20 protein-coding genes are annotated in these 26237 nt (G+C 68.7%); 6 read left to right on the forward strand and 14 right to left on the reverse strand.

Going from position 1 to position 26237, the window contains the following annotated elements; translation table 11 throughout:
• Positions 1-15 precede the first annotated feature (15 nt).
• Entirely contained in the window at positions 16-3141 is a 3126-nt protein-coding gene (locus ACIBTM_RS34470; RefSeq protein WP_395881326.1) for an efflux RND transporter permease subunit, read from the forward strand.
• On the opposite strand, the gene ACIBTM_RS34475 is transcribed toward ACIBTM_RS34470, so the two are convergent.
• From ACIBTM_RS34475 to ACIBTM_RS34495, 5 genes are read right to left on the reverse strand one after another with little or no spacing between them, the layout of a single operon-like run.
• On the reverse strand, positions 3128-4192 hold the full coding sequence (locus tag ACIBTM_RS34475; protein WP_395881327.1) for an ATP-binding protein: 1065 nt from the start codon (positions 4190-4192) through the stop codon (positions 3128-3130). The genes ACIBTM_RS34470 and ACIBTM_RS34475 overlap by 14 nt on opposite strands.
• Entirely contained in the window at positions 4182-4871 is a 690-nt protein-coding gene (locus tag ACIBTM_RS34480; RefSeq protein WP_395881329.1) for a response regulator transcription factor, read from the reverse strand. Before ACIBTM_RS34480 ends, ACIBTM_RS34475 begins: the two co-directional genes overlap by 11 nt.
• A 4-nt stretch (positions 4872-4875) precedes the next feature.
• Entirely contained in the window at positions 4876-5382 is a 507-nt protein-coding gene (locus tag ACIBTM_RS34485) for a hypothetical protein (RefSeq protein ID WP_395881330.1), read from the reverse strand.
• Positions 5382-6173, reverse strand: coding sequence for an ABC transporter permease (locus tag ACIBTM_RS34490; RefSeq protein ID WP_395881331.1), 792 nt, complete (start codon positions 6171-6173; stop codon positions 5382-5384). Before ACIBTM_RS34490 ends, ACIBTM_RS34485 begins: the two co-directional genes overlap by 1 nt.
• On the reverse strand, positions 6170-7120 hold the full coding sequence (locus ACIBTM_RS34495) for an ABC transporter ATP-binding protein (RefSeq protein ID WP_395881332.1): 951 nt from the start codon (positions 7118-7120) through the stop codon (positions 6170-6172). Before ACIBTM_RS34495 ends, ACIBTM_RS34490 begins: the two co-directional genes overlap by 4 nt.
• Positions 7121-7309: 189 nt before the next feature.
• Here ACIBTM_RS34495 and ACIBTM_RS34500 point away from each other — a divergent pair, with 189 nt between their 5' ends.
• Positions 7310-8026: a gamma carbonic anhydrase family protein gene (locus ACIBTM_RS34500; protein ID WP_395881333.1), complete on the forward strand. Its 717-nt coding sequence runs from the start codon at positions 7310-7312 to the stop codon at positions 8024-8026.
• Between the two features lie 62 nt (positions 8027-8088).
• Entirely contained in the window at positions 8089-8718 is a 630-nt protein-coding gene (locus ACIBTM_RS34505; protein WP_395881334.1) for a DUF4291 domain-containing protein, read from the forward strand.
• 59 nt (positions 8719-8777) lie between these two features.
• Here ACIBTM_RS34505 and ACIBTM_RS34510 read toward each other — a convergent pair whose 3' ends face one another.
• From ACIBTM_RS34510 to ACIBTM_RS34525, 4 genes are all read right to left on the reverse strand, one after another.
• Positions 8778-9158: a hypothetical protein gene (locus tag ACIBTM_RS34510; protein ID WP_395881335.1), complete on the reverse strand. Its 381-nt coding sequence runs from the start codon at positions 9156-9158 to the stop codon at positions 8778-8780.
• A 104-nt stretch (positions 9159-9262) separates the two neighbouring features.
• Positions 9263-12634 (reverse strand): thiol reductant ABC exporter subunit CydD, encoded by a 3372-nt coding sequence (gene cydD, locus ACIBTM_RS34515; protein WP_395881336.1) that lies wholly within the window; start codon positions 12632-12634, stop codon positions 9263-9265.
• On the reverse strand, positions 12631-13650 hold the full coding sequence (gene cydB, locus ACIBTM_RS34520) for a cytochrome d ubiquinol oxidase subunit II (RefSeq protein ID WP_395881337.1): 1020 nt from the start codon (positions 13648-13650) through the stop codon (positions 12631-12633). The genes cydD and cydB overlap by 4 nt, the downstream gene beginning before the upstream one ends.
• A 26-nt stretch (positions 13651-13676) precedes the next feature.
• Positions 13677-15071 carry a cytochrome ubiquinol oxidase subunit I gene (locus tag ACIBTM_RS34525; RefSeq protein WP_395881338.1) on the reverse strand — a complete coding sequence of 465 codons (1395 nt, stop codon included), beginning with the start codon at positions 15069-15071 and terminating at the stop codon, positions 13677-13679.
• Positions 15072-15330: 259 nt separating this feature from the next.
• On the opposite strand from ACIBTM_RS34525, the gene ACIBTM_RS34530 reads away from it, so the two are divergent.
• Positions 15331-15792: a DUF6292 family protein gene (locus ACIBTM_RS34530; protein ID WP_395881339.1), complete on the forward strand. Its 462-nt coding sequence runs from the start codon at positions 15331-15333 to the stop codon at positions 15790-15792.
• Between the two features lie 16 nt (positions 15793-15808).
• Here ACIBTM_RS34530 and ACIBTM_RS34535 read toward each other — a convergent pair whose 3' ends face one another.
• Positions 15809-16291 carry an SRPBCC family protein gene (locus tag ACIBTM_RS34535; RefSeq protein WP_395881340.1) on the reverse strand — a complete coding sequence of 161 codons (483 nt, stop codon included), beginning with the start codon at positions 16289-16291 and terminating at the stop codon, positions 15809-15811.
• A 131-nt stretch (positions 16292-16422) separates the two neighbouring features.
• On the opposite strand from ACIBTM_RS34535, the gene ACIBTM_RS34540 reads away from it, so the two are divergent.
• Positions 16423-17835, forward strand: coding sequence for an MFS transporter (locus tag ACIBTM_RS34540; RefSeq protein ID WP_395881341.1), 1413 nt, complete (start codon positions 16423-16425; stop codon positions 17833-17835).
• Positions 17836-18131: 296 nt separating this feature from the next.
• Here the strand turns inward: ACIBTM_RS34540 and ACIBTM_RS34545 are convergent, their stop codons facing one another.
• Both ACIBTM_RS34545 and ACIBTM_RS34550 read right to left on the reverse strand, forming a co-directional pair.
• The gene (locus ACIBTM_RS34545) at positions 18132-18734 is read right to left on the reverse strand and encodes a VOC family protein (protein WP_395881342.1); all 603 of its coding nucleotides are present in this window, start codon (positions 18732-18734) and stop codon (positions 18132-18134) included.
• A 154-nt stretch (positions 18735-18888) separates the two neighbouring features.
• A complete protein-coding gene (locus ACIBTM_RS34550; protein ID WP_395881343.1) occupies positions 18889-20091 on the reverse strand; it encodes an MFS transporter in 1203 nt (400 codons plus the stop codon).
• 99 nt (positions 20092-20190) lie between these two features.
• On the opposite strand from ACIBTM_RS34550, the gene ACIBTM_RS34555 reads away from it, so the two are divergent.
• Positions 20191-21276, forward strand: a complete 1086-nt coding sequence (locus ACIBTM_RS34555) for a DUF5937 family protein (RefSeq protein ID WP_395881344.1) — start codon at positions 20191-20193, stop codon at positions 21274-21276.
• A gap of 4 nt (positions 21277-21280) precedes the next feature.
• Here ACIBTM_RS34555 and ACIBTM_RS34560 read toward each other — a convergent pair whose 3' ends face one another.
• Both ACIBTM_RS34560 and ACIBTM_RS34565 read right to left on the reverse strand, forming a co-directional pair.
• The gene (locus tag ACIBTM_RS34560) at positions 21281-21883 is read right to left on the reverse strand and encodes a dihydrofolate reductase family protein (RefSeq protein ID WP_395881345.1); all 603 of its coding nucleotides are present in this window, start codon (positions 21881-21883) and stop codon (positions 21281-21283) included.
• Between the two features lie 122 nt (positions 21884-22005).
• The gene (locus ACIBTM_RS34565; protein ID WP_395881346.1) at positions 22006-26109 is read right to left on the reverse strand and encodes a hypothetical protein; all 4104 of its coding nucleotides are present in this window, start codon (positions 26107-26109) and stop codon (positions 22006-22008) included.
• Between the last annotated feature and the right edge of the window lie 128 nt (positions 26110-26237).

The following is a 26237-nucleotide window of genomic DNA, read 5'->3' on the forward strand; positions in this document are numbered from 1 at the left end:
TTAGGGGCGTGCGCCATGATTCGCTGGATCGTCCGCTCGGCCTTGCGGTTCCGATTTCTCGTCGTCGCCGTCGCCGCCGGAATCATGGCCATCGGCGTCGGGCAGTTGAAGGACACCCCGGTCGACGTTTTTCCCGAGTTCGCTCCGCCACGGGTGGAAATACAGACCAAATGCATCGGCCTGTCCGCCGCCGAGGTCGAGTCGCTGGTCACCGTTCCGCTCGAGGAGGCCCTCAACGGCGTGGCCGGGCTGGACGTCATGCGATCCAAGTCGGTGCCCCAGCTCTCGTCCGTCGAGCTGATCTTCAAACCCGGCGTCGACCTGCTCGACGCTCGCCAGCTGGTGTCGGAACGCGTGGCGACGGTCGCGCCCGGGCTGCCGTCGTGGGCCCGGCCGCCGACCATGATCCAGCCCCTGTCGGCGACGAGCAGGGTGATGAAGATCGGCCTGTCGTCCGCCACGATGCCGCTGATCGAGATGTCCACCCTGGCCAAGTACAAGGTCCGGCATCGGCTGCTGCGGGTGCCGGGCGTGGCCAACGTCGCCATCTGGGGTGAGCGGCTGGAGAACCTCAACGTCGAGGTGGACGCGGCGCGGCTGCGTGAGCACAACCTCACGTTGAACCGGGTCATGCAGGCCACGTCCGACTCGCTGGAGACCGGGCTGCTGAGGTTCTCCTCCGGGGCGGTGGTCGGAACCGGCGGTTTCGTCGAATCACCCAGCCAGCGACTCGGTATCGAACACGTGCTGCCGGTGGTTTCGGCGCCCGAACTCGCCAAGGTGAACCTCGGGCAGGGCGCCGGCGGGCAGCAGGTGCGGATGGGCGACGTCGCCGACGTCGTCGTCGATCACCAGCAACTGGAAGGCGACGCGGTCATCAACGACGGCGCCGGGCTGATGCTCATCGTGGAGAAACTCCCGTGGGGCAACACCCTGGAAGTGACGCGAGGAGTGGAGGAGGCACTCAACTCGCTGCGGCCCGCCCTGCCCGGTATCGAGATCGACACGACGATCTTCCGGCCCGCCACCTTCATCGACACGGCGCTCGACAACCTCACCCTCGCCCTGCTGCTGGGGTGCCTGCTGGTCATCCTGGTGCTGATCGTCTTCCTGTTCGAGTGGCGCACCGCCCTGATCAGCCTGGTGGCCATCCCGCTGTCGCTGATCGCCGCGGGCGTGGTGCTCTATCTGCGCGGCGCCACGGTGAACACGATGGTGCTGGCGGGATTGGTGATCGCGGTCGGGGTGGTGGTCGACGACGCGATCATCGACATCGAGAACATCATGCGCCGCCTCAGACAGGCCCGTCAGGAAGGCAGTACCCGGTCGACGGCCTCGATCATCCTGGAAGCCTCGCTGGAGGTGCGGGGCCCGATCGTCTACGCCACGCTGATCATCATCGCCGCCGCAGTCCCGGTCTTCTTCCTGGACGGCCTGACCGGCTCGTTCTTCGGGCCGCTCGCCTTGTCCTACACCCTGGCCGTCGGGGTGTCGATGGTGGTCGCGCTGACCCTCACCCCGGCGCTCGCGCTCATCCTGCTGCGGAAGGCGCCGCTGGAGCGTCGTGGATCGCCGGTCGCGCGTTCCCTGCAGCGCGGCTACCAAGCCCTGCTGACCAGGATCCTCCGCAAACCGCGCAAGATCTACGCCGCGGCGGGGGTAGTGGTGCTGGGCGGCATCCTCGCCCTGCCAGGACTGGGCCAGTCGCTGCTGCCGGAGTTCAAGGAACGCGACTTCCTCATGCACTGGGTGGCCAATCCCGGCACCTCACAGGAGGAGATGGCCCGGATCACCGAACAGGCCAGCAAGGAGTTGCGGCAGATTCCCGGCGTCCGCAACTTCGGCGCGCACATCGGCCAAGCGCTGCAGGCCGACGAGGTGGTCGGCATCTACTTCGGGGAGAACTGGATCAGCGTCGATCCCGCGTACGACTACGACAAGACGGTGGCCGCGATCCAGAAGGTGGTGGACGGGTACCCCGGGCTGCGCCGGGACGTCCAGACCTATCTGAAGGAACGGATCAGGGAGGTGCTGTCCGGGGCGAGCGAGGCGATCGTCGTACGCGTGTACGGCCAGGATCTGAAGACCATGCGGGAGAAGGCCGCCGAGGTCAAACAGGTCCTCTCGGGGATCGACGGCGTGATCGAGGAACACGTGGACCTGCAGGTGGAGATCCCGCAGATCGAGGTGGAGGTCGACCTCGCCAAGGCACAGCAACACGGCATCAAACCGGGCGACGTCCGCCGGGCCGCGGGCACCATGGTGGCGAGCGAAGAGGTCAACGAGGTGTACCGGGACGGCAAGGCGTACGGGGTGTTCGTCTGGAGCACGCCGGAGACCCGAAACAGCGTCAATGCCTTGCGAGACCTCCCGATCGGCACACCGACCGGGGCATCGGTACGCCTCGGGGACGTCGCCGACGTACGGATCAGGCCGACGCCGAACGTGATCGAACACGACGGCGGCTCACGCAGCATCGACATCGGAGCCAACGTCAGCGGGCGCGACCTCGGCGCGGTGGTCTCCGAACTCGAAGGCAAGCTGGCGGGAATCCAGTTCCCGCAAGGACATCACGCCGAACTGCTCGGCGAGTACGCCGAACGGCAGGACGCGCAGACGCGGATCCTGATCTTCGCAATCGCCGCGGTGATCGTGATCTTCCTGCTCCTGCAGGTGTCCTTCGGCAGTTTGCGGCTGGCGACGCTGTCCTTCTTCACCCTGCCGTCCGCACTGGTCGGCGGAGTCCTCGCGGCGTACGCGGGCGGGGGAGTCCTTTCGCTCGGCTCACTCGTCGGATTCCTGACGGTGCTCGGCATCGCCGCCCGCAACGGGATCCTGCTGATCAGCCATTACCGGCACCTCGAACGGGAGGAGGGCGTGGCGTTCGGCCCGGAACTGGTGCTGCGCGGGTCCCGGGAACGGCTCACCCCGATCCTGATGACCACGCTGGCCACCGGTCTCGCACTGGTGCCGCTGGTGGTCATGGGCAGTATCCCCGGCCACGAGATCGAACACCCGATGGCTTTGGTGATCCTCGGCGGCCTGGTCACGTCGACCCTGCTCAACCTGCTGGTCGTGCCGTCGCTGTACCTGCGGTTCGGAAAGCCGCGTGAGCGGAAGACGGCGGTCACGGCCCAGTGAGCGGGAGCCGCACATGCAGTTCGGCGCCGTGGTCGGTATCGGCGACCCAGGCCCGCCCGCCGTGACCGGTGGCGACGTCACGCACGATGGCCAGGCCCAGCCCGGCGCCGCCGCGGTCACGGTCGCGGGCGTCGTGCAGGCGCAGGAATCGTTCGAAGACGCGCTCCCGGTCCGCTGCCGGGATCCCGTCGCCGTCGTCGGACACGACCAGTTCGGCGTGCCCGTCGGCACGGCGCAGACCGACGACGATCGACCGCCGCGCGTGCCGTTCCGCGTTGTCCAGCAGATTCCGGACCACGGCACGAAGATCGTGCGGCCTGCCGCGAACACGGACCGCGGAGAACGGGGAAAGCTCCACGGAGACCCGGGCACGGGCTCGAACGGATTCCGCCTCCGCCAGTACCACTTCGTCGAGGTCGACCCATTCCCGGTCATCCACACCGGAATCGGTACGCGCCAGGATGAGCAAGGCCTCGGCGAGAGCGGTGAGCCTCGCGGCCTGGTGGTGTACCTGGCGCCCGAGCTCGACCCAGTCGGTGCCGTCCGGATGCGCCAGGCCGACCTCGATCCGGGTCGTCATGGCCGCCAAGGGACTGCGCAACTCGTGCGCGGCGTCCCCGACGAACCGGCGCTGGCGCTCGTGCGCCACCTGCAGCCTCTCCAGCATCTCGTTCATGGTCTTGGCCAACCGGCCCAGTTCGTCCTGAGTGGACGGTTCGGGCACGCGATTGTCGAGCTCGCTGGCGGTGATCTCGGCGACCCGGGCCCGGATGATCTCCACCGGTCGCAGCGCCCTCCCGACGAGCACCCACGCGATGGCGGCGATACCGGCGAGCAACCCGGGAACGGCGAGCAGCAGGGCGTACGCCGTGGCTTCCACGCCCTCGTCGACCTGTTCGGCGTCCCGTGCGGTCGCCATCAGGTCACTTCGGACCAGCGCCAGCACCATGATCCCCCCGGCGCTCACGCCGGCGCCCACGACGAGTACCGCGAGAACGGTCAGCCGCACGCGGACGGTGGCCAGCCTGGCGAGCCGCTCTTTAACCGCCATCGGGATCGAGCCGGTATCCGACGCTCCGCACGGTACCGATCGCGGTGCGCCCGAACGGCAGGTCGATCTTGCGCCGCAGATAGGAGATGTACACCTCCAGCACGTTGGATTCGGTGTCGGACAACGCGAAGTCCCACACTTCGTCGAGCGCGTGCCGTTTCGACACGACCTGGCCCGGCCGGGACATGAGCAGTTCGAGCAGGCTGAACTCGCGCGGTGTCAGATCGATGTCGGCTTCGCCTCGGCGGCATCGCCGCGATGCCCGATCGAGGGTCAGGTCGCCCGCCGTCAGTACCGTGCCGCGGCGGACACCGGTCCGGCGCAGCAGGGCGTGCAGCCTGGCCACCAGAATCCGGTAGGAAAACGGCTTCGTCAGGTAGTCGTCGGCGCCGAGACGCAGCGCGGAAAGCTGGTCACGTTCGGTTGTGCGGGCGGTGAGCACGAGTACGGGGGTGTCGACGCCCGCGTCGCGCAGCCGGGCGCACAGGTCGAGGCCACCCAGTCCGGGGAGCATCAGGTCCAGGACGATGACGTCGAACGGCCCGGCCATGCCGAGGTCCAAGGCGGCCAGCCCGTCAGCCGCGGTCTCGACGGCGAACCCGTCCTGCTTCAGCCCGTCGGTGAGCGCGGTGGCGAGTACCGCCTCGTCCTCGACCAGGAGAACCCGTGCCGCCGGCATCGTCCTACCGTACGCGCCGCAAGCGCCATCTGGCTGCGCCCGCGGCGGCCCCGAGCACCACGGGGATCCCCACCACGTAAGGCAACGTCGCGGCGGCGTCGACCGTTTCGCGTGCGAACGCCTCGACATGAGCCGGAGCGCTCGCCTTGACGGCCGTGCCGGGAACACGCGCATCCGCGGGCAGGACGACGACGTAGAGCGCGAAGCCGCCGATGTCACCGGCCTTGAGTTCCCACGACAACGAGGTGCTTTCCCCGGGTGCCAGCGCCGGGAGGTCGACGATCGGGCTGCCCGACCAATCCTCGGGGTCCACGGACACCGCACCGGTCAGGCTCGCGACGTTCACATGCGCCTTGGCCGGAGCGAGTGGTGCCGTGCCCTGGTTGACGATCCGGGACCGGACCGTGAACTTCTCGCCGCGGGCGATGGTCACCTTGTCCTGGTCCAAGGTCACCGCGACATCCACCGGGGCCGACAAGCCCGCCAGCGTCGCGAGTACCGCGAAGAGCATCACCTGGCACTCACCCCATTGGTCAGCCGGACGATTTCGGGTGCCGTGATCGTCAAGGCTCCGCCCGCGATCGCCGCGGCCAGTACCGGCGCGGCGAGGTAGGAGAGCTCCGTGGTCCAGCCGGTGCCGCGGACCAGAATCCCGGACACGTAGTGCAGGCCGGCGCCGATCGGGTTGACCCGCACGAGCAACTCGGCCGTGAGGCTCTGGCCAGGAGTGGCGGGCAGCCGGGTCAGGGCGTACAAGGCCAGCAGGAGGAAGAGGCTGACCGACAGGCTCACCCGGTTCGAGCTCGCGACGGCGCTGATGAGCAAACCCGTGGCGGAGAGGGCGAACGCCAGCAACGTGCCGATCACGAGACCGAGCAGCACGGCCGTGCCGACGATCGGGGCGAACCTGCCGAGCACCCATATGTAGAGCACGCCGACGAGGAACGTGGCGAACCACAGAGTCAGCGCGGCCGAAAGCTTTCCCAGCACGATGTCCCTGCGCGAGATCGGCGCGAGCAGCAGGCTTTCCAGCGTTCCCCGTTCGCGTTCGCCGCTGATCCCGTCCGCGCTCACCACCAGGGTCACCAGGCCGCCGACGGCCATGACGACCTGGAGGATGAGATCGACGGCGTCCCGCTGGGCGAGGTAGTCCAGGACCTGGTTGGTGGCCGCGAGGTAGGTGACGGCGCTCAACAGCACGCTGAACGCGAAGACCAGCAAGGGGCCGCGCCCGCTCGACCACAGGTCGCGGATCTCGTGTGCGGCGATCACCCACGGGCCTCGACCCGGCCGCTCGCTCATCGGATCTCCCCATCGGTCAAGGCCAGGAACGCGGTCCCGAGACCAGCGCCGTCCACCTCGAAGCCCAGGATGGGCACGTGTGCGGCCAGTACCCGGCGCAGCACGAGGTTCATCACCTCGTCATCACGTTCATCCGTCGAGAGGGTGAGTACACCGCTTCCGTCGTTGGCGGCTTCGAGCGTGACTCCCGCCATTCCGTTCAGCGCCGTCCCGGCGCGGCCGATCAGGTCGGCCGGTACCCGCAGCCTGGCGGACCGTCGCATACCGGCCGCCTTCATCACCTCGGCCACGGTTCCGGTGAGGCGAACCGTCCCACGATCGAGGATGACCACGGCGGAACACGATTCCTCGACTTCGGGCAGGATATGGGTGGACAGCACGACCGCCGTCCCGTTCTCGGACGCGATCCTCCGGACGATTCCCCGGACCTCCTGCTGCCCGGCCGGGTCGAGCCCCAGTGTCGGCTCGTCCAGGAAGATCACCGCCGGCTCGGTCAGCAAGGCGCGGGCGATACCGAGGCGCTGGCGCATTCCCCGGCTGTAGGAGGAGATCCGGGACGAACCCCGTTCGGTCAGGCCCACCTCGGCCAGCATCCGGCTCGCGGTCCGGTCCGCGGCCGTCCTGGTCAGCCCGGACAGCCGGGCGTGGAACCGCAGGTACTCGCGTCCGGTGTCGTGCCCCGGGTAGCCCGCGCTCTCCGGGAGCACGCCGATCCGCCGCCGGATTTCGAGTGGGCGGGTATGCGGGACCCCGGCGACGGTGAACCGCCCGCCGGTGGGCGACAACACCGTGCTGAGCAACCGGATCGCCGTGGTCTTGCCCGCGCCGTTGGGACCGAGCAGACCGACGACGTCCCCGCGCCGTGCCGTGAAGCTCAAGTCCCGCAGCGCGGCGCGCTTCCCGAAGAACCTGGTGATCCGCTCGACCGCCAAGGCCACGTCGTCCATGGCATCAGCCGACCAGACGTGGATGAGAAATCGGTAAGAACGGGCGGCCGACTGGGCGGACGACACGCGTGATCCGATGGACGACACGCGTGATCCGATGGACGACACGCGTGATCCGATGGACGACACGCGTGATCCGATGGACGACACGCGTGATCCGGCGGACCCCGACCAGCGCTGGGATCGCGGATGGCGCAGGTCCCGGCGAACGCGATGTCCGAAATCCGCCAGCATGCGCGCGGCCGGCCGGGCGAGTATCTGCTGATGATCGCTGAAGCGCAGGGAATCCGTATCCGGCACCGCGGGAAGGAACCTCAGGTCCATCCCACCGCCTACGTCGCTCCGACGGCCACGCTCGTCGGTGATGTCCGCGTGGGGCCGAGGGCGCGGGTGATGTACGGCGCGGTGCTCGATGCCGAGGGGGCTCGTATCGAGGTCGGGGAGGCGTCGGTGATCTGCGAGAACGCGGTGTTGCGCGGATCCGCGGTCGCCGGCGATCAGCCGGTGCTTGTCGGCGACCACGTTTTCGTGGGGCCGCATGCCACGCTGCTGGGCTGCGAGGTCGGCAGGTGTGTCTATGTGGCGACCGCGGCGACGGTTCTGCAGTGCGCACGGTTGGGGCCCGGCTCGGTTGTCGCTGTCGGCGCGCTCGTCCATGCGCGCACCGTTGTACCGGACGAGTACTTCATACCGCCGCACACCGTGGCGCTTGACGAGCCGTTGCGGCTGCTGGCCCCTGGTGATCCTGGCCTGGCCGAGGCCATCGGTCGGGTGGGCTTCGCGCAGGCGGCGTTCGGCGTCGACACGGAGTGGACCGACCGGATCAGCCGGTACGAGCACATCGCGGAGGTGCGCGTCGCCGAGTTCGGCACGCACGCGGACGACGAGGTTCTGCCTCTCGGCTAGCGCCGCATCAGCCTATCTGCGGCGTCGTGGTCTGCGTTGCACCCTCTCTGACAAGGCTGACCATGTCCGGCAAGGGCGAGAAAACGGCTCGCGAGGCTCATGGGGCGGATGGCAGGGTGCGGCGCATGGCACCCCGATATCAGATTCGTGCCGACTACGACGCCCGCACGATCGTGGTCTACCAGGCGTACACGCCTGCCATCGCCGACGCGGCACTGCGGGCGGGCCGCTTCGTCGCGCCGTTTTCATTCCGCAGGATGACGTGGATCAAGCCGTCATTCAGGTGGCTGATGCACCGCAGCAACTGGGCCCGCAAACCCGGTCAAGAGCGCGTTCTCGCGGTGCGGATAACGCGAGAGGGCTGGGAGGAGGCTCTGTCCCGGGCCGTGCTCACGACCGCAGACCCGGCGGCCGTCGCCGAGGCGGCCGTCCATGTCCAGTGGGACCCGGAGCGCTCGCCGCGCGGGGCGGCACTCAACCACTACAGCATCCAGGTCGGCATTGGCCGCCAGCTGATCCGCTCGTTCACCGACGACTGGATTGTGAGTCTCACCGATCTCACCTCGCAGGTCCGCAAGGCTGCTTCCCTGACACAGACCGGGCATGCCGCAAAAGCCCAGCGGCTGTTCCCCGCAGAGCGCGCCTACCCGCTGCCTCGGGCACTGGAGAACCGCCTTTCCTCAGGCGGCTGAGTGCCCATCGTCCACTGCTCCAGCGGGCTCGCCGTGCCCTGTGGGGCACCCACGAGCCCTCAGGCGTCCTGCACCTTCTTCCAATCGGTGCAGTAGCCGTCCTCCTTGTGGCACACCTTGATCTCCACGGGCGTACCTTCGGGGAGGGAAAAGTTGTCGTGGCCGCAGGGGTCGGGGTAGCCATTGGTGTCGACCGCCTTCGCCACCACCTTTCCGCCCGCCTTCGCATACGCCACGATCGTGTCGCCGTCCAACGCCCAGTCGCAGGCGTAGAGGTGCTCGCCGTGCGGCTTGAAGATGGCTTGCCCGTCCCGGTTGTTCGTCCACACCTCGTTGAGCGTCTCGTAGGCCGTTGTGGCGGACGCGGTCACCGGAGCGAGCAGAGTGGTTCCCAGTACCGCGACAGCGACTGTCCCCCGCAGCAGAATCTTGTTGGCCATGAAGTCCTCCTCGGTGTTCGATCCTGTGCTCACCCGTTGAGCACCGTCGGAGAATGACTTCCGCTGTTCGGTGAGACAACATGTTTGCGCTGAGGCGCAAACCTTTATGGACCCATCAGTGGTTCTCTCCGACGTGGCGTCAAGTTCAGCGAGGGGAGGGCCGGGAACTCCGCGGGCCGGTGGGTGACCACCACCGCGGGTCTTCCCTCGGTCGCCGTCAGGATGTCCGTGGCCAGCGCCGTGGCGGTCGGTGCGTCGAGGTGGGCGGTCGGTTCGTCGAGCAGCAGGATCGGACGATCGGAAAGCAGTGCGCGTGCCACGCCGATACGTTGCCGCTCCCCGCCGGAGACCGGTGTCCCGTGCGTGCCCAACGCCGTGTCGAGACCGTCGGGGAGGGAGGCGAGCCAAGGGCCGAGCTGCGCCGACCCGAGTGCCGTCAGCAGGTCGTCGTCGTTCGCGGACGGCTTGGCGAGCCGCAGGTTCTCCCTGAGTGTGCTGTCGAACAGATGAGTGTCCGGGCCGCACCAGGCGATCTGTTCCCGGACGGAGTCGTCGTCGTAAGCCCGCGTGTCCACGCCATCGAGCAGGACGCGGCCTCCGGAGGGTGCGAGGTAGCGCATCAGTGCCGCGATGACCGTGCTCTTGCCCGATCCGGATCGGCCGGTGAGGGCGAGGCGGTGTCCGCCGGTGACCCGGAGATCGACGTTGTGGACGGTGTCCCGCCGCGCCTGTGGCCAGCGGATGGACAGGCGCTCAGCCGCCAGCTCCACGGCGGCCGGGGCTGTCGCGGCGAGAGCGGGTTCCGTCCACGCCGCCGGGATCGCGTCCAGTTCGCTGAGCCGTCGCGCGGAGTGTCCCGCGCCGAGCAGCCGTTGTGCCGCCTCCGGCAGTCCCGACACGAGTTCGGCGGTCGCGAGCGGGGTCAGCGCGAGCACGGCCAGCGCGGGGCCGGGGATCAGGCCGGCCCGTACCGCGAGGGCGCCGATGACGAGACAAGCCAAGGACGTGAGGCCGACCGCGACCGTGGAGATTCCGGTGCCCAGCCCGCGTCGGAGCGCGGATCGACGGGAGAGTGCCGTCAACCGGGCATCGAGTTCGCGTAGCCGCAGGTGCCGCCGGACGGCGGCGTCGTGTGCGATGAGGTCCGCCGAAGCCTGCAAGAGCTCGACGGTTCCGGTGGTCAGGTCCGCGCGCAGCCGGGCTGTGTCCCGCTGGGCCCGGCCGGCCGTCCAGGCCGCCGCGAGTGGAGCGAGCACTCCCGCGGTGAACAGGCCGATGGCGGCCGCGAGCCCGGCCGCCGGCAGGATCACCCCGAGTGTGACGGCGGTGCCCGCGAGGACCACGAAGGTCGAAATCCCGGGGACCAGGCCCCGTATCAGGAGGTCCTGCTGACTGTCCACATCGGATACCAGGCGGTGCAGAAGATCTCCACGGCGCAGCCGGGCGCCGTTCGCCGGACCGATCCGGACTAGCTGTGCCCACACTCGTATCCGGAGTTCGGTCAGCACTCGCAAGGCGACATCGTGCGAAAGCAGCCGTTCGATGTAGCGGAGGATCCCTTTGGCCAGGCCGAAAGTCCGCACCGCGACGATCGCGACCATCAGGCTGAGCACCGGTGGGTGCAAGGCGGCGCTCGCGATGAGCCACGATGAGGTCGCGGTCAGCGCGATCCCGCTGCCGAGCGCGGCAGTCGCCGCCAGACAAGCCAAAACCAGCCGCCACCGATGCGGTCGTACGGCGTCCAGCAGTGGTTTCCATTTCGGGGCCGAACCGTCCACTGTGGTGGGTTCGATCTCCGGGACGGCCGGAGCCGGGCGAGCAATCGTGGGCTTCTCCGTCGGCTCCGTCTCGGTTTTCACCGCCCGGGCCGGGGTGCCCAAGGTGACGACCCGGTCGCAGCGGGCCAGGACCGCCGGGTGGTGGCTGACGATCACCGCGGTCCGCCCGGCGAGCACTTGGGGCAGCCGGTCGAGGATCGCGGCCTCGGTCTCCGCGTCGACTCCTTCGGTGGGCTCGTCGAGGAGGAGCAAGGGCCTGTCGAGCAGGATCGCCCTGGCGAGCGCGACGCGCCTGCGCTGCCCGGTGGACAGTCCGGCGCCGAGTTCGCCGACGACGGTGTCCAGCGGGACATCGAGGGCGGCGGAGTGAGCTGCGGCGCGTATCGCGTCTTCGGTCGCATCGGGGGAACCCAGCCTGATGTTCCCCGCCACGGTTCCGGCGACCAGGTGGGGCTGCTGCGGTACCCAGGCGAGACGCCGATGCCAAGTCGCCCGGCCGATGTCGGCCAGGTCGACGTCGCCGGCCATGACCCGGCCGCTGTCGGGCCGTCGCCAGCCGAGCAGCAGGTCGAGCAGCGTCGACTTGCCCGCTCCGCTGGGGCCGGTGATCCCGATGACCTCGCCCGGCGTCACGCGCAGGGTGAATCCGTCGAGGATCGGTCCGGAGCGGCCCTCGATCGTGACGTTCTCGCAGCTGACCGGCAGAGCCGTGAGGTCGGGTGCCGGACGGGTGCCGGTGTCCCCGGACGGGGTGCCGGCGAGCGCGATGATCTCTTCCGCCGCGGCGAGGCCCTCCGTGCTGTCGTGGAACCGTGCGCCGACCGCCCGGAGCGGCAAATACACCTCGGGCGCGAGGATGAGCACGACCAGCGCGGTCCGCAGGTCGAGTTCACCGCCGAGCAGGCGGAGCCCGATCGACACGGCGACGACCGCGACCGACAGAGTCGCCAGCAATTCGAGCGCGAGCGCCGAAAGAAACGCGACGCGCAGGGTCCGCAGTGTCCGGGTGCGGTAGTTCTCGGCGGTCTCCCGCAGCGAGCGGAGCTGCGCGCGGGCGCGGCCGAACGCGGTCAGTTCGGCGAGCCCGGCGACGAGGTCGAGGAAGTGGTTGCCCAGCACCGAAAGCGCCTTCCACTGCTTTCGGACGTCGCGCTGGGTGTAGAGGCCGATGAGGATCATGAAGACCGGGATCAGCGGCACGGTGAGGCCGACGATCACCGCGGCCACCCAGTCGGCCGCCAGTATCCGCACGCCGATCACCAGCGGCACCACCGACGCGATCAGCAGCTGCGGCAGGTACCGCGAGAAGTAGCCGTCCAACCGGTCGACGCCGTGGGTGGCCAGCGCGGCGATCTCCGCGGGGGAGCGCTCCGCTCGCCGGGGTCCGATCCGCAGCGCCGCCGCGATCACGGTTTCCCTCAGCTGGGAGAGCGCCCGGGCGGCGGCGCGGTGCGCCGTCGTCTCGGAGAGCCAGGCGATCCCTGCCCGGGCGAGCACGACGAGCAGCAGCAGCCCGAGCGGGATCAGCAGGGCACCCGGCGACTCGCCGTCGAGGAACACCCGGGTGATCGTCGTCGCCAGCAGCTCCGCCTGGGCGATCACCAGCGCCGCGGTGAGCACGCCCAGGACGGCGCAGGCCACGATGAACGGCCGGACCGCGCTCGCGTGGCGGAGCAGCCGCGGGTCGAGCGGCTTCATCGGCGCTCCACGGGAAGCCCGCCGCCCGCCGGGATCGAGGCGCGGGTGATCCGCTTGCGGAACACCCAGTACGTCCAGGCCTGGTAGGCGAGCACGACCGGGGTGAAGATGGCGGCGACCCAGGTCATGATCTCCAGCGTGTACGGCGTGGACGAGGCGTTGGTCGTGGTCAGGCTGAACGCCGCGTCCGTGGTCGACGGCAGCACGTTCGGGTAGAGCGACCAGAACAGCGTGAAGGTGACGGCGATGATCGCGCCCGTGGTGCTCGCGAACGCGGCCCCATCCCGTTCGGTGGTGGCGAACAGGACGCTCGCGGCCAGCAGAACGGCCGCGACGGCGGAGGAGAGCCACGCCCATCCGCCGTGCTCCAACGCGGTGAAGCCGAGGAATCCGCCGCCGAAGACGATCGCCGCGGCGCCGAGCGCCCTGGCGAGATTGCGGGCCCGGTCTCGCAGCGCGTCCGTCGTCTTGAGCGTGAGGAAGACCGCGCCGTGGAAGGTGAACAGCGTCAGCGTGGCCAGTCCGCCGAGCAGTGCGTACGGATTGAGAAGGGTGAAGAACGATCCGGTGAAGTGGTGTTGGGCGTCGAGCGGGACACCGTGCACGATGTTGCCGAAGGCGACACCCCACAGCAGGGCTGGAGCCGCCGACGCGACGACGATGATCCAGTCCCAGGTGTTCCGCCAGCGAAGGCTGTCGATCTTGCTGCGGAACTCGAACGCCACCCCGCGCAGGATCAGCGCGACGAGCACCAGCAAGAGCGCCATGTAGAAGCCGGAGAACAGACTCGAATACCAGAGCGGGAAGGCGGCGAAGGTGGCGCCGCCCGCGACGAGCAGCCAGACCTCGTTGCCGTCCCAGACCGGGCCGATCGTATTGATCAGCACGCGTCGGTCGATGTCGTCGCGACCGAGGACGCGCAGCAGCGTTCCGACGCCGAAGTCGAAGCCTTCGAGCACGAAGTAGCCGGTCCAGAGGACCGCGATGAGCAGGAACCAGATATCGGTGAGGGCCATGACAGGTCTCCAGGTCCGGGGCGGCTTCAGTAGGCGAAGGCCGCGGGGCGCGGCTCGTCGGAATCGGTTTCCGGCGCGGCGGGCGGGGGCGGGCCGGCCTTGGCGTAGCGCACCATCAGATAGCCGTCGACGACCGCGAGCAGGCCGTAGAGCACGGTGAAGACGATCAGCGAGGTCAGCACGGCGCCCGCGGAGACCGTCGGGGACACCGAGTCGGCGGTTTTGAGCACTCCGAACACCGACCAGGGCTGCCTGCCCATTTCGGTGAAGATCCAGCCGACGCTGTTGGCCAGGAAGGGCAGGGCGATCGCGGCGGTCGCGGCGGGGAAGAACCAGCGGGCTCGCGGTGTCCGGCCGCGGCGGAAGAGCCAGAGGCCGGCGATCGCGAGGAGCATGCAGAGGAAGCCGAAGCCGATCATCAGGCGGAACGTCCAATAGCTGACCGGGATGTTCGGCCGGTACTCACCGGGACCGTACTGCTGTTGCTCGGTGGCCTGAAGGTCGTTGATCCCCTCTACGCGGCCGTCGAAACTCCCGGTGGCCATGAAGGAGAGCAGGCCGGGCACCCGGATACTGAACTTCTCCTCGGATCCGTCGAGCGAGCCGATGGTGAACAACGAGAACGAGGCCGGGGCGACGGTGTCGTAAAGCGCCTCGGCGGCGGCCATCTTCATCGGCTGTTGCTCGGTCATCAGCCGGGCCTGGAGGTCGCCGGTGAGGACGACCCCGAAACCGGCGATCAGCACCGTGATCAGCGCGATCCTCATCGACGGTCGATAGACGTCGGTGTCGCGCCGTCGCTTGAGCTGCCAGGCGCTGATCCCGACGACGAACATGCCGGCGGTGAGGAAGCACGCGGTGATGGTGTGCGCGAACGCGCCGACGGCGGTCGAGTTGGTGAGTACGGCGCCGAAATCCTTCAGCTCCGCGCGGCCGGTGACGGGGTTGACCTCGTAGCCGACCGGGTGCTGCATCCAGGAGTTCGCGGCCAGGATGAAGTACGCCGAGAGCACCGTGCCGATCGAGGCGATCCAGATGGTGGCCAGGTGGAGTTTCTTCGGCAGCTTGTCCCAGCCGAAGATCCAGAGGCCGAGGAACGTCGACTCCATGAAGAACGCCAGCAGACCCTCGATCGCGAGGGGCGCGCCGAAGATGTCGCCGACGAAGGTGCTGTAGTCGGACCAGTTCATGCCGAACTGGAACTCCTGCACGATGCCGGTCGCCACGCCCATGGCGAAGTTGATGAGGAAGAGCTTCCCCCAGAACTTCGTCATCCGCCGGTAGCGGTCGTCCCCTGTGCGGACCCAGACCGTCTGCATCCCGGCGACCAGAAAGGACAGTCCGATGGTCAACGGGACGAAGATGAAGTGGTACACGGTGGTGATCCCGAATTGCCATCGGGCCAGGTCCAGGGCATTCATCCGGTTCTCCTGCTCGCGCGGACGATGTTGACCAAGGCAGCATCCGATCCGCGGGCCGGTCGGCGAGAGGGTCCTTGGTCCCGTCCGAGACAGCCACGGGTCCCGACGGGAACGTTTCGGCGCCGGCGATCTCGAGAGGGGGACGAAAGTCCTTCGGTCGAGGGCCGTACGGCGCCATCCTGCGACCGTCGCCGACTCATACGGTCTGGGCCGAGAGGCCGGATCGAAGCGACCGGTCGACGTCCCGATCCCGACAGAGGTGATCTCGTTGCTTACCGGAATCGAGGCCGACCACGACCTGCGGTGCGGGCTGGCCGGCTACCTGGCCGCTGTGAGCGTCGCGGTCGGGGTGGGGGTGGAGTCCTGCGCGGTGGATCTCGATCACCCCGCGTCGGCGTATGTCGCCTTGGACGTGCGGTTGCCCGGGCGTCCTGGCCGGGACACGGCCCTCCTGTGGGACGAGGGGCACGGCTGGGCCTTCGCCATGGAAACCCACTCAGGGGAAGACCTGCTGGTGCTTGCCTACCTCGGTGGTGACCTCGTGCCGTCGCCCGCCGAGGTCGCCCGGTTCGTGGCCGCGATCGAGTCCGCGGCCGGGCCGCTCGCCGCGCCCGTTCCACCGGATCGGCAAACCGATCACGAGGACCTGAAAGAGCGGCTGCTGCGGTACAAGCGTGACACTTGGGCCGCGGGCGTGCCGCCCCTGCGGTTGGCCGGCTGATCCCGCGCCGTGTTCGTCAGGCCGTCGAGGGCGTTCCGGAGCTGGGCGGAGCTTCCAGGATCGCCTTGATGTCGCTGAGCCGTCGGTGCAGCCGTGGCCGCAGGCGGCGTTCGATGTACGGGCCGAGCCACCGCGGAAGTGCGCGCAGGCGAAGGGTTTCGTGTTGACGCAGAACACTTCCGTCAGCGACGGGCTCGATTTCGTACGTCAAATGTGCGGTCATCCAGGAGCTGCGGGCGTCGATCGTGAGGCGATGCGGTGCATCGGCTTCGGACACGAGATTCTCCACGTGGAGCCATATGTGCGGGGCCAGCCTGACTCTCTCGTGCCAGCGCGTGCCCACTTCGGTCGGTCCGCTCGGCTCCTTCACCAGCGTCACGACGGCGTCACGCGGGATCGGCTCGAAGTCCTGGATATCGGCGAGCAACGCGAACACCGTCGCCGGTGGCCGTCGAATCTCCACGGACAGGTCGAAGGTCAAGACAGCGCTGCTGACCATGTCGTTCTCCCTTCCATCGCCACAATGCGTAACTGCCGAAAGTCGTCGGCTTTGGGGCCACAACGTCCCTATCCAGGTGACCTCCGGCGACCCATTCTTTCGGGAACCCCGGACGAGTTCGCGGAGGAACGATGGCCACGGTGGACGAGACCGGACGTGACGCGGTCCGACGGCGCGAGCAACGGGGCTGGGTCTGGTACGACTGGGCCAACTCGGTGTTCCCGACGTCGGTCACGACGGTGTTCGGGGCGCTCTACCTGACCTCGGTGGCGGCCGAGGCGGCGCTGCGCGACACCGCCCTCAACGGCCCGAACCCCTGCCCGGCCGACGCCCAGGGGACCAGGGACAAGCTGCGAGACTGCGCGATCGGGGTGTTCGGGCTGAACTTCCCCGCCGGTTCCCTCTGGGGTTATCTCCTTTCGGTGGCGACGGTGATCCAGGTGCTGGTGCTGCCGATCATGGGCGCGTTCGCGGACCGCGCTCAGGCCAAGCGGCGGATGCTGGCCGTCTTCGCGTTCGGCGGAGCGGCGGCGACGACCGGGATGGCGTTCGTCGCCGATGCGAACTGGCAGCTCGGAGTGGTGCTGTTCGTGCTCGGGAACATCGGGTACGGGACGTCGGTGGTGATCTACTACTCGTTCCTGCCCGAGATCGCCACGGCCGACGAGCGAGACGGCGTGTCCACCCGCGGCTGGGCGTTCGGTTACCTCGGCGGCGGGCTGGCGCTGGCGTTGCAGCTGGGCGTGTACGTCTTCCACGACGCGCTCGGGTTGAGCACGGCCAACTCCGCGCAGATCGCCTTCGCGACTTCCGGGTTGTGGTGGGCGTTGTTCACGATAATCCCGCTGCGGGCCTTGCGCGGCCGTGCGGCGCCGCCGCGCCACGAGCAGGGCTCGGTGTTCACCGCCGGGTTCCGCGAACTCGGGCGCACCTTGCGGGCGGCGAAGAAGTTCCCGTTGACGCTGGCGTTCCTCGGGACCTATCTGGTGTACACCGACGGGATCTCCACGGTGGCCAACGTTTCGGCCCAGTACGGCAGTGAGCAGCTTCGGTTCTCCGACACGGTGTTGATCGCGACGATCCTGGTGGTCCAGTTCGTCGCGTTCGCGGGCGGGGTGCTGCACGGGCTGGTCGCGAAGCGGCTGGGCGCGAAGAAGACCATCATGGCGAGCTTGGCCGTCTGGGTGCTCGTGGTCGCTTCGGCGTATTTCGTCCAGCCGGGCCAGGTGGTGCAGTACCTCCTGCTGGCCGCGGGGATCGGGCTGGTGCTCGGCGGGACGAACGCGCTGTCCCGATCGTTGTTCAGCCAGATGATCCCGCCAGGCCGGGAGGCGCAGTACTTCTCGGTCTACGAGGTCGGTGAGCGGGCGACGTCGTGGCTCGGCCCGCTCCTGTTCGCGGGTATGGCCCAAGCCACCGGGTCTTATCGGTACGCGATCATCTCGTTGGTGGTGTTCTTCTTCGCGGGGCTGGTGCTGATCTCGTTCGTGCCGGTCCGCCGGGCGATCCGGGCGGTCGGCAACGACGAGCCCGATGTTCTGTGAACACGCGCGGTTCGATTCACCGTGTGCCGGTCATGCGGGCGACGTCGTCGCCGGATCCGTCCATTGAGGACGGTACGACCGAGGTTGTGGATGGTCACGAGTGGGCTTTCGCCACCGGATTTCGAGGCGTTCGCGGGGCGAGGGGTGAGCTGCCATGTTTCCGTCTCCTTCGGCGAAAGTCCTCTCGGTCTCACCACCGAACGTAGACGCCGTCTACCTTCGTGTTCAGGGGCCTGCGCCCCGGCGCCATGGGCACTTCGTCCCCGGTCGCGAGTGCCGAAAGCCCGTCCACCGGCTCAGCGCAGCAGGATTTCCCCTCGTGCGGTGGCGATCCCCGCTGCCACAAGACGTGGTTCGCCACCCACCACACGCAGCGGCACATCGACCTCGCCCACCCAGTGCCGCATCTCGGACTCGTCGCCGCCGACCTCCAGATACGTCACTCGGCCAGGCGCACAGTCATGCGCCGCCTTGGCATACGCGCGTTGCCATCCCTCGACGCGGTCTGCGCGAGCGATGTCGTATTCGATGAAGAACGGCCGGCCCTGTTCGACCTCGCCAAGCGAGCGCCACCGCCCCGTGTCTCCGCCGCCGCTCAACGGCTCGACCGCCAAACCCGTTGCGAGAGCGTCGAGATCGTCCGGCTCGATCGCCCAGGTGAAGAGCCGGTCTCCCGCCGCGGTGAGGGCCGCCAATCGCGCCGCGGCCTCACTCGCGTCGGCGTCGGTGGCGGTGACGAGTTCCAGATAAACCGGTGGCGCGAGAGGAACAACCGCGTTGGCGACTCCCGGAACCGGGGATCCGCCAGGCACGGTTCCCAGGCCCCACTCGCGACGGAACCGGTCCGCCGCCGCGTCGAGATCGCGCACTCCCAGAAGGACATGATCAAGGAAGTTCATCCGGCGAACATAGCCGTTCGGCCCGGCACACCAAACGGCGTTTTCGAGGTGTGCCACGGCGGTTGGGCATCTTGCTGACAAGATCAACTCTGCCGGGAACGGCCACCGCCGCCCATCAGAGAGCACCCCGACCAGCCCCTTGACTTGTCGGCGGTCAAGGGGAACTTCGTCCTTCGACGGCAACGGCGAAGGCGGAGAGGAGCGTCGCGGCGGCGAGGCTGCCCCAGAGAGCGGCGGAACCGTGGGGCGCGAGAGCGGTGATGACCGCGGGCGAGACGGCGAGGCCGAAGCCCGTGGAAAGCTGGAAGCGGGCGAGCGCGCGTCCCAGGACAGGGACCGGGGCGAGGGCGGTGACGAGCGCGGTGGCGCTGCCGGCGTAGATGATCTCGCCGAGGGTGCAGACCACGGACACCGCGGCGACGGCCGGAGCACCCCAGCCGTCGCCTAGCGAGGTGGCCGCGAGGAAACCGAGGTAGGACGCGGTGAGCACCACGCCGGCGAGAGCCAGCACGGTCCGCCGGGAGAAACGGGACAACAGGACGGTGACCGGAACCTGCAGGGTGACCACCAGCACCGTGTTCGCGACGAAGATGGCCGCGGACCACACCGGGGAGGCGTGCAACTGGGTCACCAGGACCAGGGGGAGCGCGATTTCGGGGATGTTGAGGCAGAAGACATAGATCACGTTGGCGCCCAACAGGGCGCGCATCCGGGGTGCGGTCCCGTCGTCGCTGTCTTCGGCCGGGGGAGCGGCCGGATACGCGTGCACGTGGACCGACCACGCCAACGTCGCCGCCGCGAGATAGGCGAGCCCGGTGACGGCTGCCAGCGCCTGCAACGCGGTGGTGCCGCCCGCCAGACAAGCGGTGGCGAGGAGCGCACCCACCCCCAGGCCGGCGTTGCGCAGAGCGCGGCCTGCCGCGAGAGCGGCGTCGCGTTCCCGGCCGTGAGCGACCGTGGCCACGAGAGCCGCGTGGGCGGCAGGCCAGGCCTGGTTGCCGATGCCGAGGAAGAGCGCCGCCGTCGCGAACAGCCAGACGTGACCCGCGGGTGTGGCGAGCAGCAGCGCGACACCCAGCACCCGTACCAGCATCGACGCGGCCACGACCGTGCTGCGCGCGCCCTGGTCCAGCCATCGGCCCACCGCGGGCATGCACACCAGGCCCACCACGATGCCGACGGTCATGGCGATACCGGTCGCCGGTGCGGACAGGCCCAGCACCGTCACCCCATAAAGCAGGAGAAAGGGCCGCAGCAGGCCGGTGCCGAGCGCGTCCACCGCCAGGGCGATGGCGTAGCGGGGGCCTCCGGAAGCCCGGACGAGGGCGCGGGGCCGGATCTTGGTGGTGGTTGCCATGGCGTCAACGGTGCGGTCGGCCGCCTGGGTCGCCGCGTCGGTTGACGGACACCGTCAACCGACGCGGTCGCCGGTGATCCGGCCGACGATGATGAGGGGATGACGTTGAGGATCGACATCGACGGCCTGCCGCCCGAGCGACTGCGGTTCGCCGCCTCGCCGCTGGCCGAGCTGACCGCGATGCTCCACGTGCTGGCCGAACCCGGGCATCACCCGCAGCTCGCCGGCTGGGCCGGGGATGTCTGGGCAGGGCTGCGGCCGGAACTGGCCGAACGGCTCAGGGAGGCGGAGTTCCTCTGGCGTTCCTCACGAGCCGACTTCTTGGTCCCCGCTCGTCCCCGGCCGACCCTCGCCGAGGAGCTGGACGAGGTGGACCAGATCGACGACGAAACCTATGTGACCGCCGCGCTCGTAACCACGTGCGGCAGCAACAGGGTCCACTTCGCCGCGCCGTCGCCGCTCGCCGACGCGACGGCGCGCGAGCGGGCCCTGGACCTGGCCCAAGCACGCGGCGCGCTCCAAGAAGCCTTCGCGGAACGGCTGCTCGCGGATCCGGCCGCCGTGCGGGCGCGGGTGCGCGACACCCTCGAGCAGTGCGCTGAGGCCTTCTTCGACGCGGCCTGGACGGGCGTCGCCGCACGGCTCGCCACCGACCTGCGACTGAAGAGCGACCTGCTGAAGCGCCAGGGCATCGGGGCGGCACTCGCGTCGGTCTCCGGCGCCGTGACCCTGGCGCCGGACGGTAGGTGCATCGTCGTGGACAAACTGCAGGACAACGCGACCGCCGCCCGCGGCTCAGGGGTCACCTTCGTCCCCAGCGTCTTCGGCCGCCCGCATCTGGTGGTGGTGCACGCGCCCGGGTGGCAGCCGGTGGTGCAATACCCCGTCGCCGAGGCGAGTCCATCGGAGCCGGTGTCGCTGGAAGTGGTCACGCTACGGCTGGAGGCACTCGCGCATCCGGTACGACTGCGGCTGCTGCGCACCCTGGCCCGCGGCCCGCACACCACCGGCGAACTGGCCCACGCCTGGGGACTTTCGTCCCCGGAGGTTTCACGCCACCTCGCCGCCCTGCGTCGCGCGGGCTTGCTCACGGCCAGACGGAGGGGCCGATATGTCCGTTACACCGCCAATCTGCCCAGCCTGACGGAGCTGGGGTCCGACCTGGTGGCGGCCATACTTCGCTGAGTGGCTATCCGTTGGTCTCCACGGGATAGATGAGGTGCGTGACCCTCGTGCCCTGAATGACCTGGGGATCGCCGAACTTCATGGGAGCGGCGCCGAGGGCGTCCACGAAACGGACTCCATCGCCGAGCATGAACGGCACGAGGTCGATGCGGACCTCGTCGAGCAATCCCTCTTCCAGCGCTTCGCGGGCTACCACGCCCGGGCCCACGCCGACGGTCTTGTCACCGGCGACCGCCTTGGCCTGGTCGATGGCGGCCTTGACGCCGCCCTCGGTCACGAAGACGAACTCGGCGCTTTCGGGAGCCCAGCCTTCAGGCACCGAATGAGTGACCACGAAGACCTGCACGCGCATGGGGTGTTGTCCGCCCCACCCGTCCATGCCGTCGAACTGGTTTCGCCCGACCACCAGGGCCCCATAGCCGTCGATCATGTCACGGACATAGTCGGCGGACGCCTCGGAGACCTGGTACGACCGGCCCGGCATCGCGGTGGGCACTTCGACATCGCCGGCGCGGCACCACGCGAAAAGGTACTCAAACCCTCCGTTCTCCGGACCGGCGATGAAACCGTCCAGCGACACGGACGCTTGAGTCGCCACCTTCGGCATGAGAAATCCCTTCTAGCGCAATGAATCGAGACTTCTCGACCGCTCGACACTGGCACCGTGGCCGGTCGTCGTCCACTTCTCCCGTGCTCTTCCGTGGCGAAATGGTGTACCCGCCACCTGTCTCAGGAACACGGCGGGCTGTATGGCAGCTCAGCCGACACGAGCTTGTCCCACATCTCGCGAGTGAGTGTGTTCCCCGTGATGGCACAGATGCTGTGTATGGCTTGGGGCACGGTCATGTTCCACAGCCGCACGGTGTGGTCATCGCTGCCGCTGGCGAGGGTGGCGCCATCGGGGCTGAACGCCACCGTCTTGACGGCGGCCTGGTGTCCGGTGAGCGGCTGACCCACCTGTGTCCGGTCGGCTGTCCGCCAGAGCCGCACGGTGTTGTCGCCGCTGCTGCTGGCCACCGTGTGCCCATCCGGGCTGAACGCCACCCCCAAGACGGGGTTGGTGTGGCCGGCAAGGGGTTCGCCGAGCGGTGTGGCGTGCGCGGGATCGGTGACGTCCCACAGCCGCACCTGCTCGTCGTTGCCGCCGCTGGCCAATGTCCGCCCATCCGGGCTGAACGCGACCCGGCGTATATCGTCCTGGTGCCCTTTGAGGGGGCCGGCCAGCAACGTGGGTTTGGCCGGATCGGAAATGTTCCACAACCACACCGAGACGTCGCTGTATTCGGTGCCCGTCGCCAGAGTTCTTCCGTTCGGGCTGAACGCCACCGCCAAGGCGTTGGCGTCCGGTCCGATCACGATCCGGGTCAGCAGCACGGGTTTGGCCGGGTCGGCGACGTCCCACAACCGCGCGGTGTTCTCGTCCTTCACATCGCCGCCGGTGACCAGGATGCGGCCGTCCGGGCTGAACGCCATCGATCGGACGCCGTCGGCATGCCCGGTGATCGGCGCGCCGATGGGCGCCGGGCGGGCTGGATCGGTGACGTCCCACAGTCGCACGGTCCGGTCGAGGCCGCCGGTGGCCAGCACGCGGCCATTCGGGCTGAACGCCAAGGCCTTGATGTCGTCTTGGTGGCCGGTGAGCGGCAGGCCCAGCTGCCGCCGATCGGCCGGCGTCCACAGCCGGACGGTCCGGTCGCCGCCGCCGGTGGCCAGGATGCGCCCGTCCGGGCTGAACGCCAACGCGTTGACTTCTCTCGTATGTCCGGTTAGGACAGTGTTGGGTATGTTCCACAGCCTTACCGCCCGGTCGCCACTGGCGGTGGCCAGGATGCGGCCATCCGGGCTGAACGCCATCGACCGGACGCCGTCGGCATGCCCGGTGATCGGCGCACCGATGCGCGCCGGGCGGGCTGGATCGCTGACGTCCCACAGCCGCACGGTGTAGTCATCGCCGCCGGTGGCCAGCGTCCGCCCGTCGGGCCCGAACGCCAACGACCGGATTGCGGTGGCATGCCCCGTGATCGGCCGGCCCAGCGCCACCGGGCGAGCCGGGTCGGCAACGTTCCACAGCCGCACCGTCCGGTCGTTGCTCGCACTCGCCAGCGTCCGTCCATCGGGACTGAACGCCAGCGAATGGACTGCCCCAACATGTCCGGTCAACGGTGGCCCGAGGGGTTTGGCTCGGTCCGGCGCGGCGATGTCCCACAGCCGCATTGTCCGGTCATCGCCGACGGTCGCCAGAGTCCGGCCATCAGGACTGAACGCCACGGAGTAGACGGAGTCGGTGTGCCCGGTTATCGGTGGGCCGAGTGCCGTGGGCTGGGCGAGGTCGGTGACGTTCCACAGCCGTACGGTCCGATCGTCGCCCGCGCTGGCCAACGTCCGCCCGTCAGGACTGAACGCCAACGACCAGATCGTCTTGGTGTGCCCCGTGATCGGCAGGCCGAGCGCTCCAGGGCGGGCTGGGTCGGTGACGTTCCACAGCCGCACCGTGTGGTCAGCGCCGCCAGTGCCCAGAGTGCGTCCGTCCGGGCTGAACGCCAGCGCACGGGTTGCTTCGCCGTGACTGATGGTTTCGCTCAGCAGCACCGGGCGGGTCAGATCGGCGACGTTCCACAACCGCACGAGTCGGTCACCGCTGCCGCTGCCGGTGGCCAGCGTTCGCCCATCGGGACTGAACGCCACCACGCTGACTTCCTTGGCGCCCGAGGGCAACGTGGCGGACAGCGGCGCGTTCGCGTCGACGATCAAGTGGGTGCCCGTATCCAGATCGGCCGGGCGCATCCGGTGGGCGACGAGATCGAGCTGGGCCGCCAGCGACACGTCAATGCCCCGTATCCGGTTCGCCTCGGCGGTGACCTTGTTGAAGATCGCGGCGTCACGTTGTTCATGGGCGATGTCGCGTTGCTGGAAGGCGTAGACAGCGGCACTGGACGCGACAAGGCCGAGAACGGCCAACATGGTGACCGCGGTTCGACGAACTCCGGCCCGCCGGCTTTCGTGCCGGATCGACGCGCTGAGGAAGGCCGCTCCGAGCGGCGTGAGGGCGGCGCGGTGCTCACTCCTGGACTGCCAGCCCCTTGCGATGGCCAGCCGACCGCCGCGATACAGCGATCCGACCGGTTTCCCTTCCCGCTCCCACTGTTCGGCGGCCTCGATCAACTGCTGCCGGATGACCTGATCGTTGCGGCCCGTCTCGATCCAGGTGCCGAGCTGCGGCCACGCCCGCAGCAACACTTCGTGGGAAAGCTCGACGGCGTTGTCGTCCAGCGTGACCAGACGTTTCTCGATCAGCCAGCCGAGAACTGTCTCAGCGGTCCGCGGTGCGTCGAAACCCTTGACAAGTTCGGCCGGATCCGCGCGCCGCCTGGCAGGCGGCGCGTCGTGCCTGACCACGACCAAGTGCATGAGGATGTGCTGGAAGATCACACGCTGCTCGGCCGTGGAACAACGCGCGTAGGCCTCGTCCGCGGTGGCCACGATCGCGCCTTGGATCCGCCCGGCCCGGTCATAATCCGCCAAGGTCAGCTTGTCGCCCGTACGCCGTTGCCAGGTGACGGCCAATGCGTGTGCCAGCAGTGGGAGCCCGCCCGCGTCCGTCCCGATCTCGTGCAGGAGGATCTCGACCAGACCCGGCTCGACGTCGACGCCGATCTGCCGAGCCGGCCGCTCGATGGCCGCTCGCAACCCGGCCGGAGTCATCGCCTGGAGGTTGAACTGGCTTGCCGGCAGGAACGTCGCGAGCTGATCGTCAGCGAGGCAGTGGTTGTAGAAGTCGCCCCGCACCCCGAGAACCGCACGTATCGCGATCAGTGCGGCGATGAAACGCCGCCGCTCGGCCTCGCCGGCGCACAGGGTGAACACCTCTTCGAACTGGTCCACCACGACGACAGTCCCGTCAGGCAGCATGCTTGCCAGCAGGGCAGGATCTGATCTGACTGCCGAGAGCACGCCATCCACGTTGCCGTCGATGAGCTGCGCGACCTGCTGTGCCAGCGTCTCGCAGGGCTCCTTTGCCGGGGTGAGCAACAACCACGGGCGCCCGCTGTCGGCCACCGCGGTGATCACGCCTGCCCGAAGCAGCGACGACTTGCCGACACCGGACGGCGCGACGACGAAGACCGGCCCGCTGCGGTGATCGATCTTGTCCATCAACACCGACAAGGTCGCCTCGCGGCCGAAGAACCACCGCGCTTGGTCTGGTTGAAACGCACGCAGACCCGGATAGGGGCAGACGTCCTCCGGCCACTCCGCCTGGCTGACGTCGGGCGGGTAAGGGTCGTCCGGCAGGCAGATCCACCCCACCGTCCCCGTTTCCTTGACCCGGATGCGTTTGGGCCGATAGCGGGTCTCATCAGCAGCGCTGTGCCAGACCACTTCACGGAAAAACCAGTCGGAGGTGATCACCGCGAGCACACCGGCCGACCCGGCGAGGGCCTCCTTCAACGGCGACGCGTCGAGCAACCGGAACGTGTGGTTGATCGCGACGCCGGTCGCGCCGTGCGCGTCGAGCAGAACTTCCCCGGCGTGTACCGCCATCCTCAACCGGATCCGCTCGCCGGTCCCGTGCGCCCGGTTGTGCCTGTTCAACGCTTTCACCAGGCGACCGGGCACCTGCTCGACGAACAGCCGCTTCGGAACATCCGCCGGCGCCAGAAGAAACACACCGTCACCGCGGTCTTCGTGACGACAGGCGCTCCAGTACGAGCCGAGCGCATGAGCCAAGGCCGCATAGACGGCGTCGCGTACATTCCTCTGTTCCGGATTCTTCCGGCCGCTGAATTGCTCCACGTCCACCACCAGAACAGTGCGGTGCAGTGCGTCAGACGACACGAAAACTCCCCAGATCACGTCACTCGGCCAAAGGTGCCGCCATAGTCCCGGCAGCCGCACAGAGCCTGAAGAGCTTTCACTCGTTCGCGTGAACTGATTGACGTTCACTGCCGGATCCGCATCGAAGC

The sequence above is a fragment of the Amycolatopsis sp. NPDC049868 genome (genome assembly GCF_044461365.1).
Taxonomy (GTDB): Bacteria; Actinomycetota; Actinomycetes; order Mycobacteriales; family Pseudonocardiaceae; genus Amycolatopsis.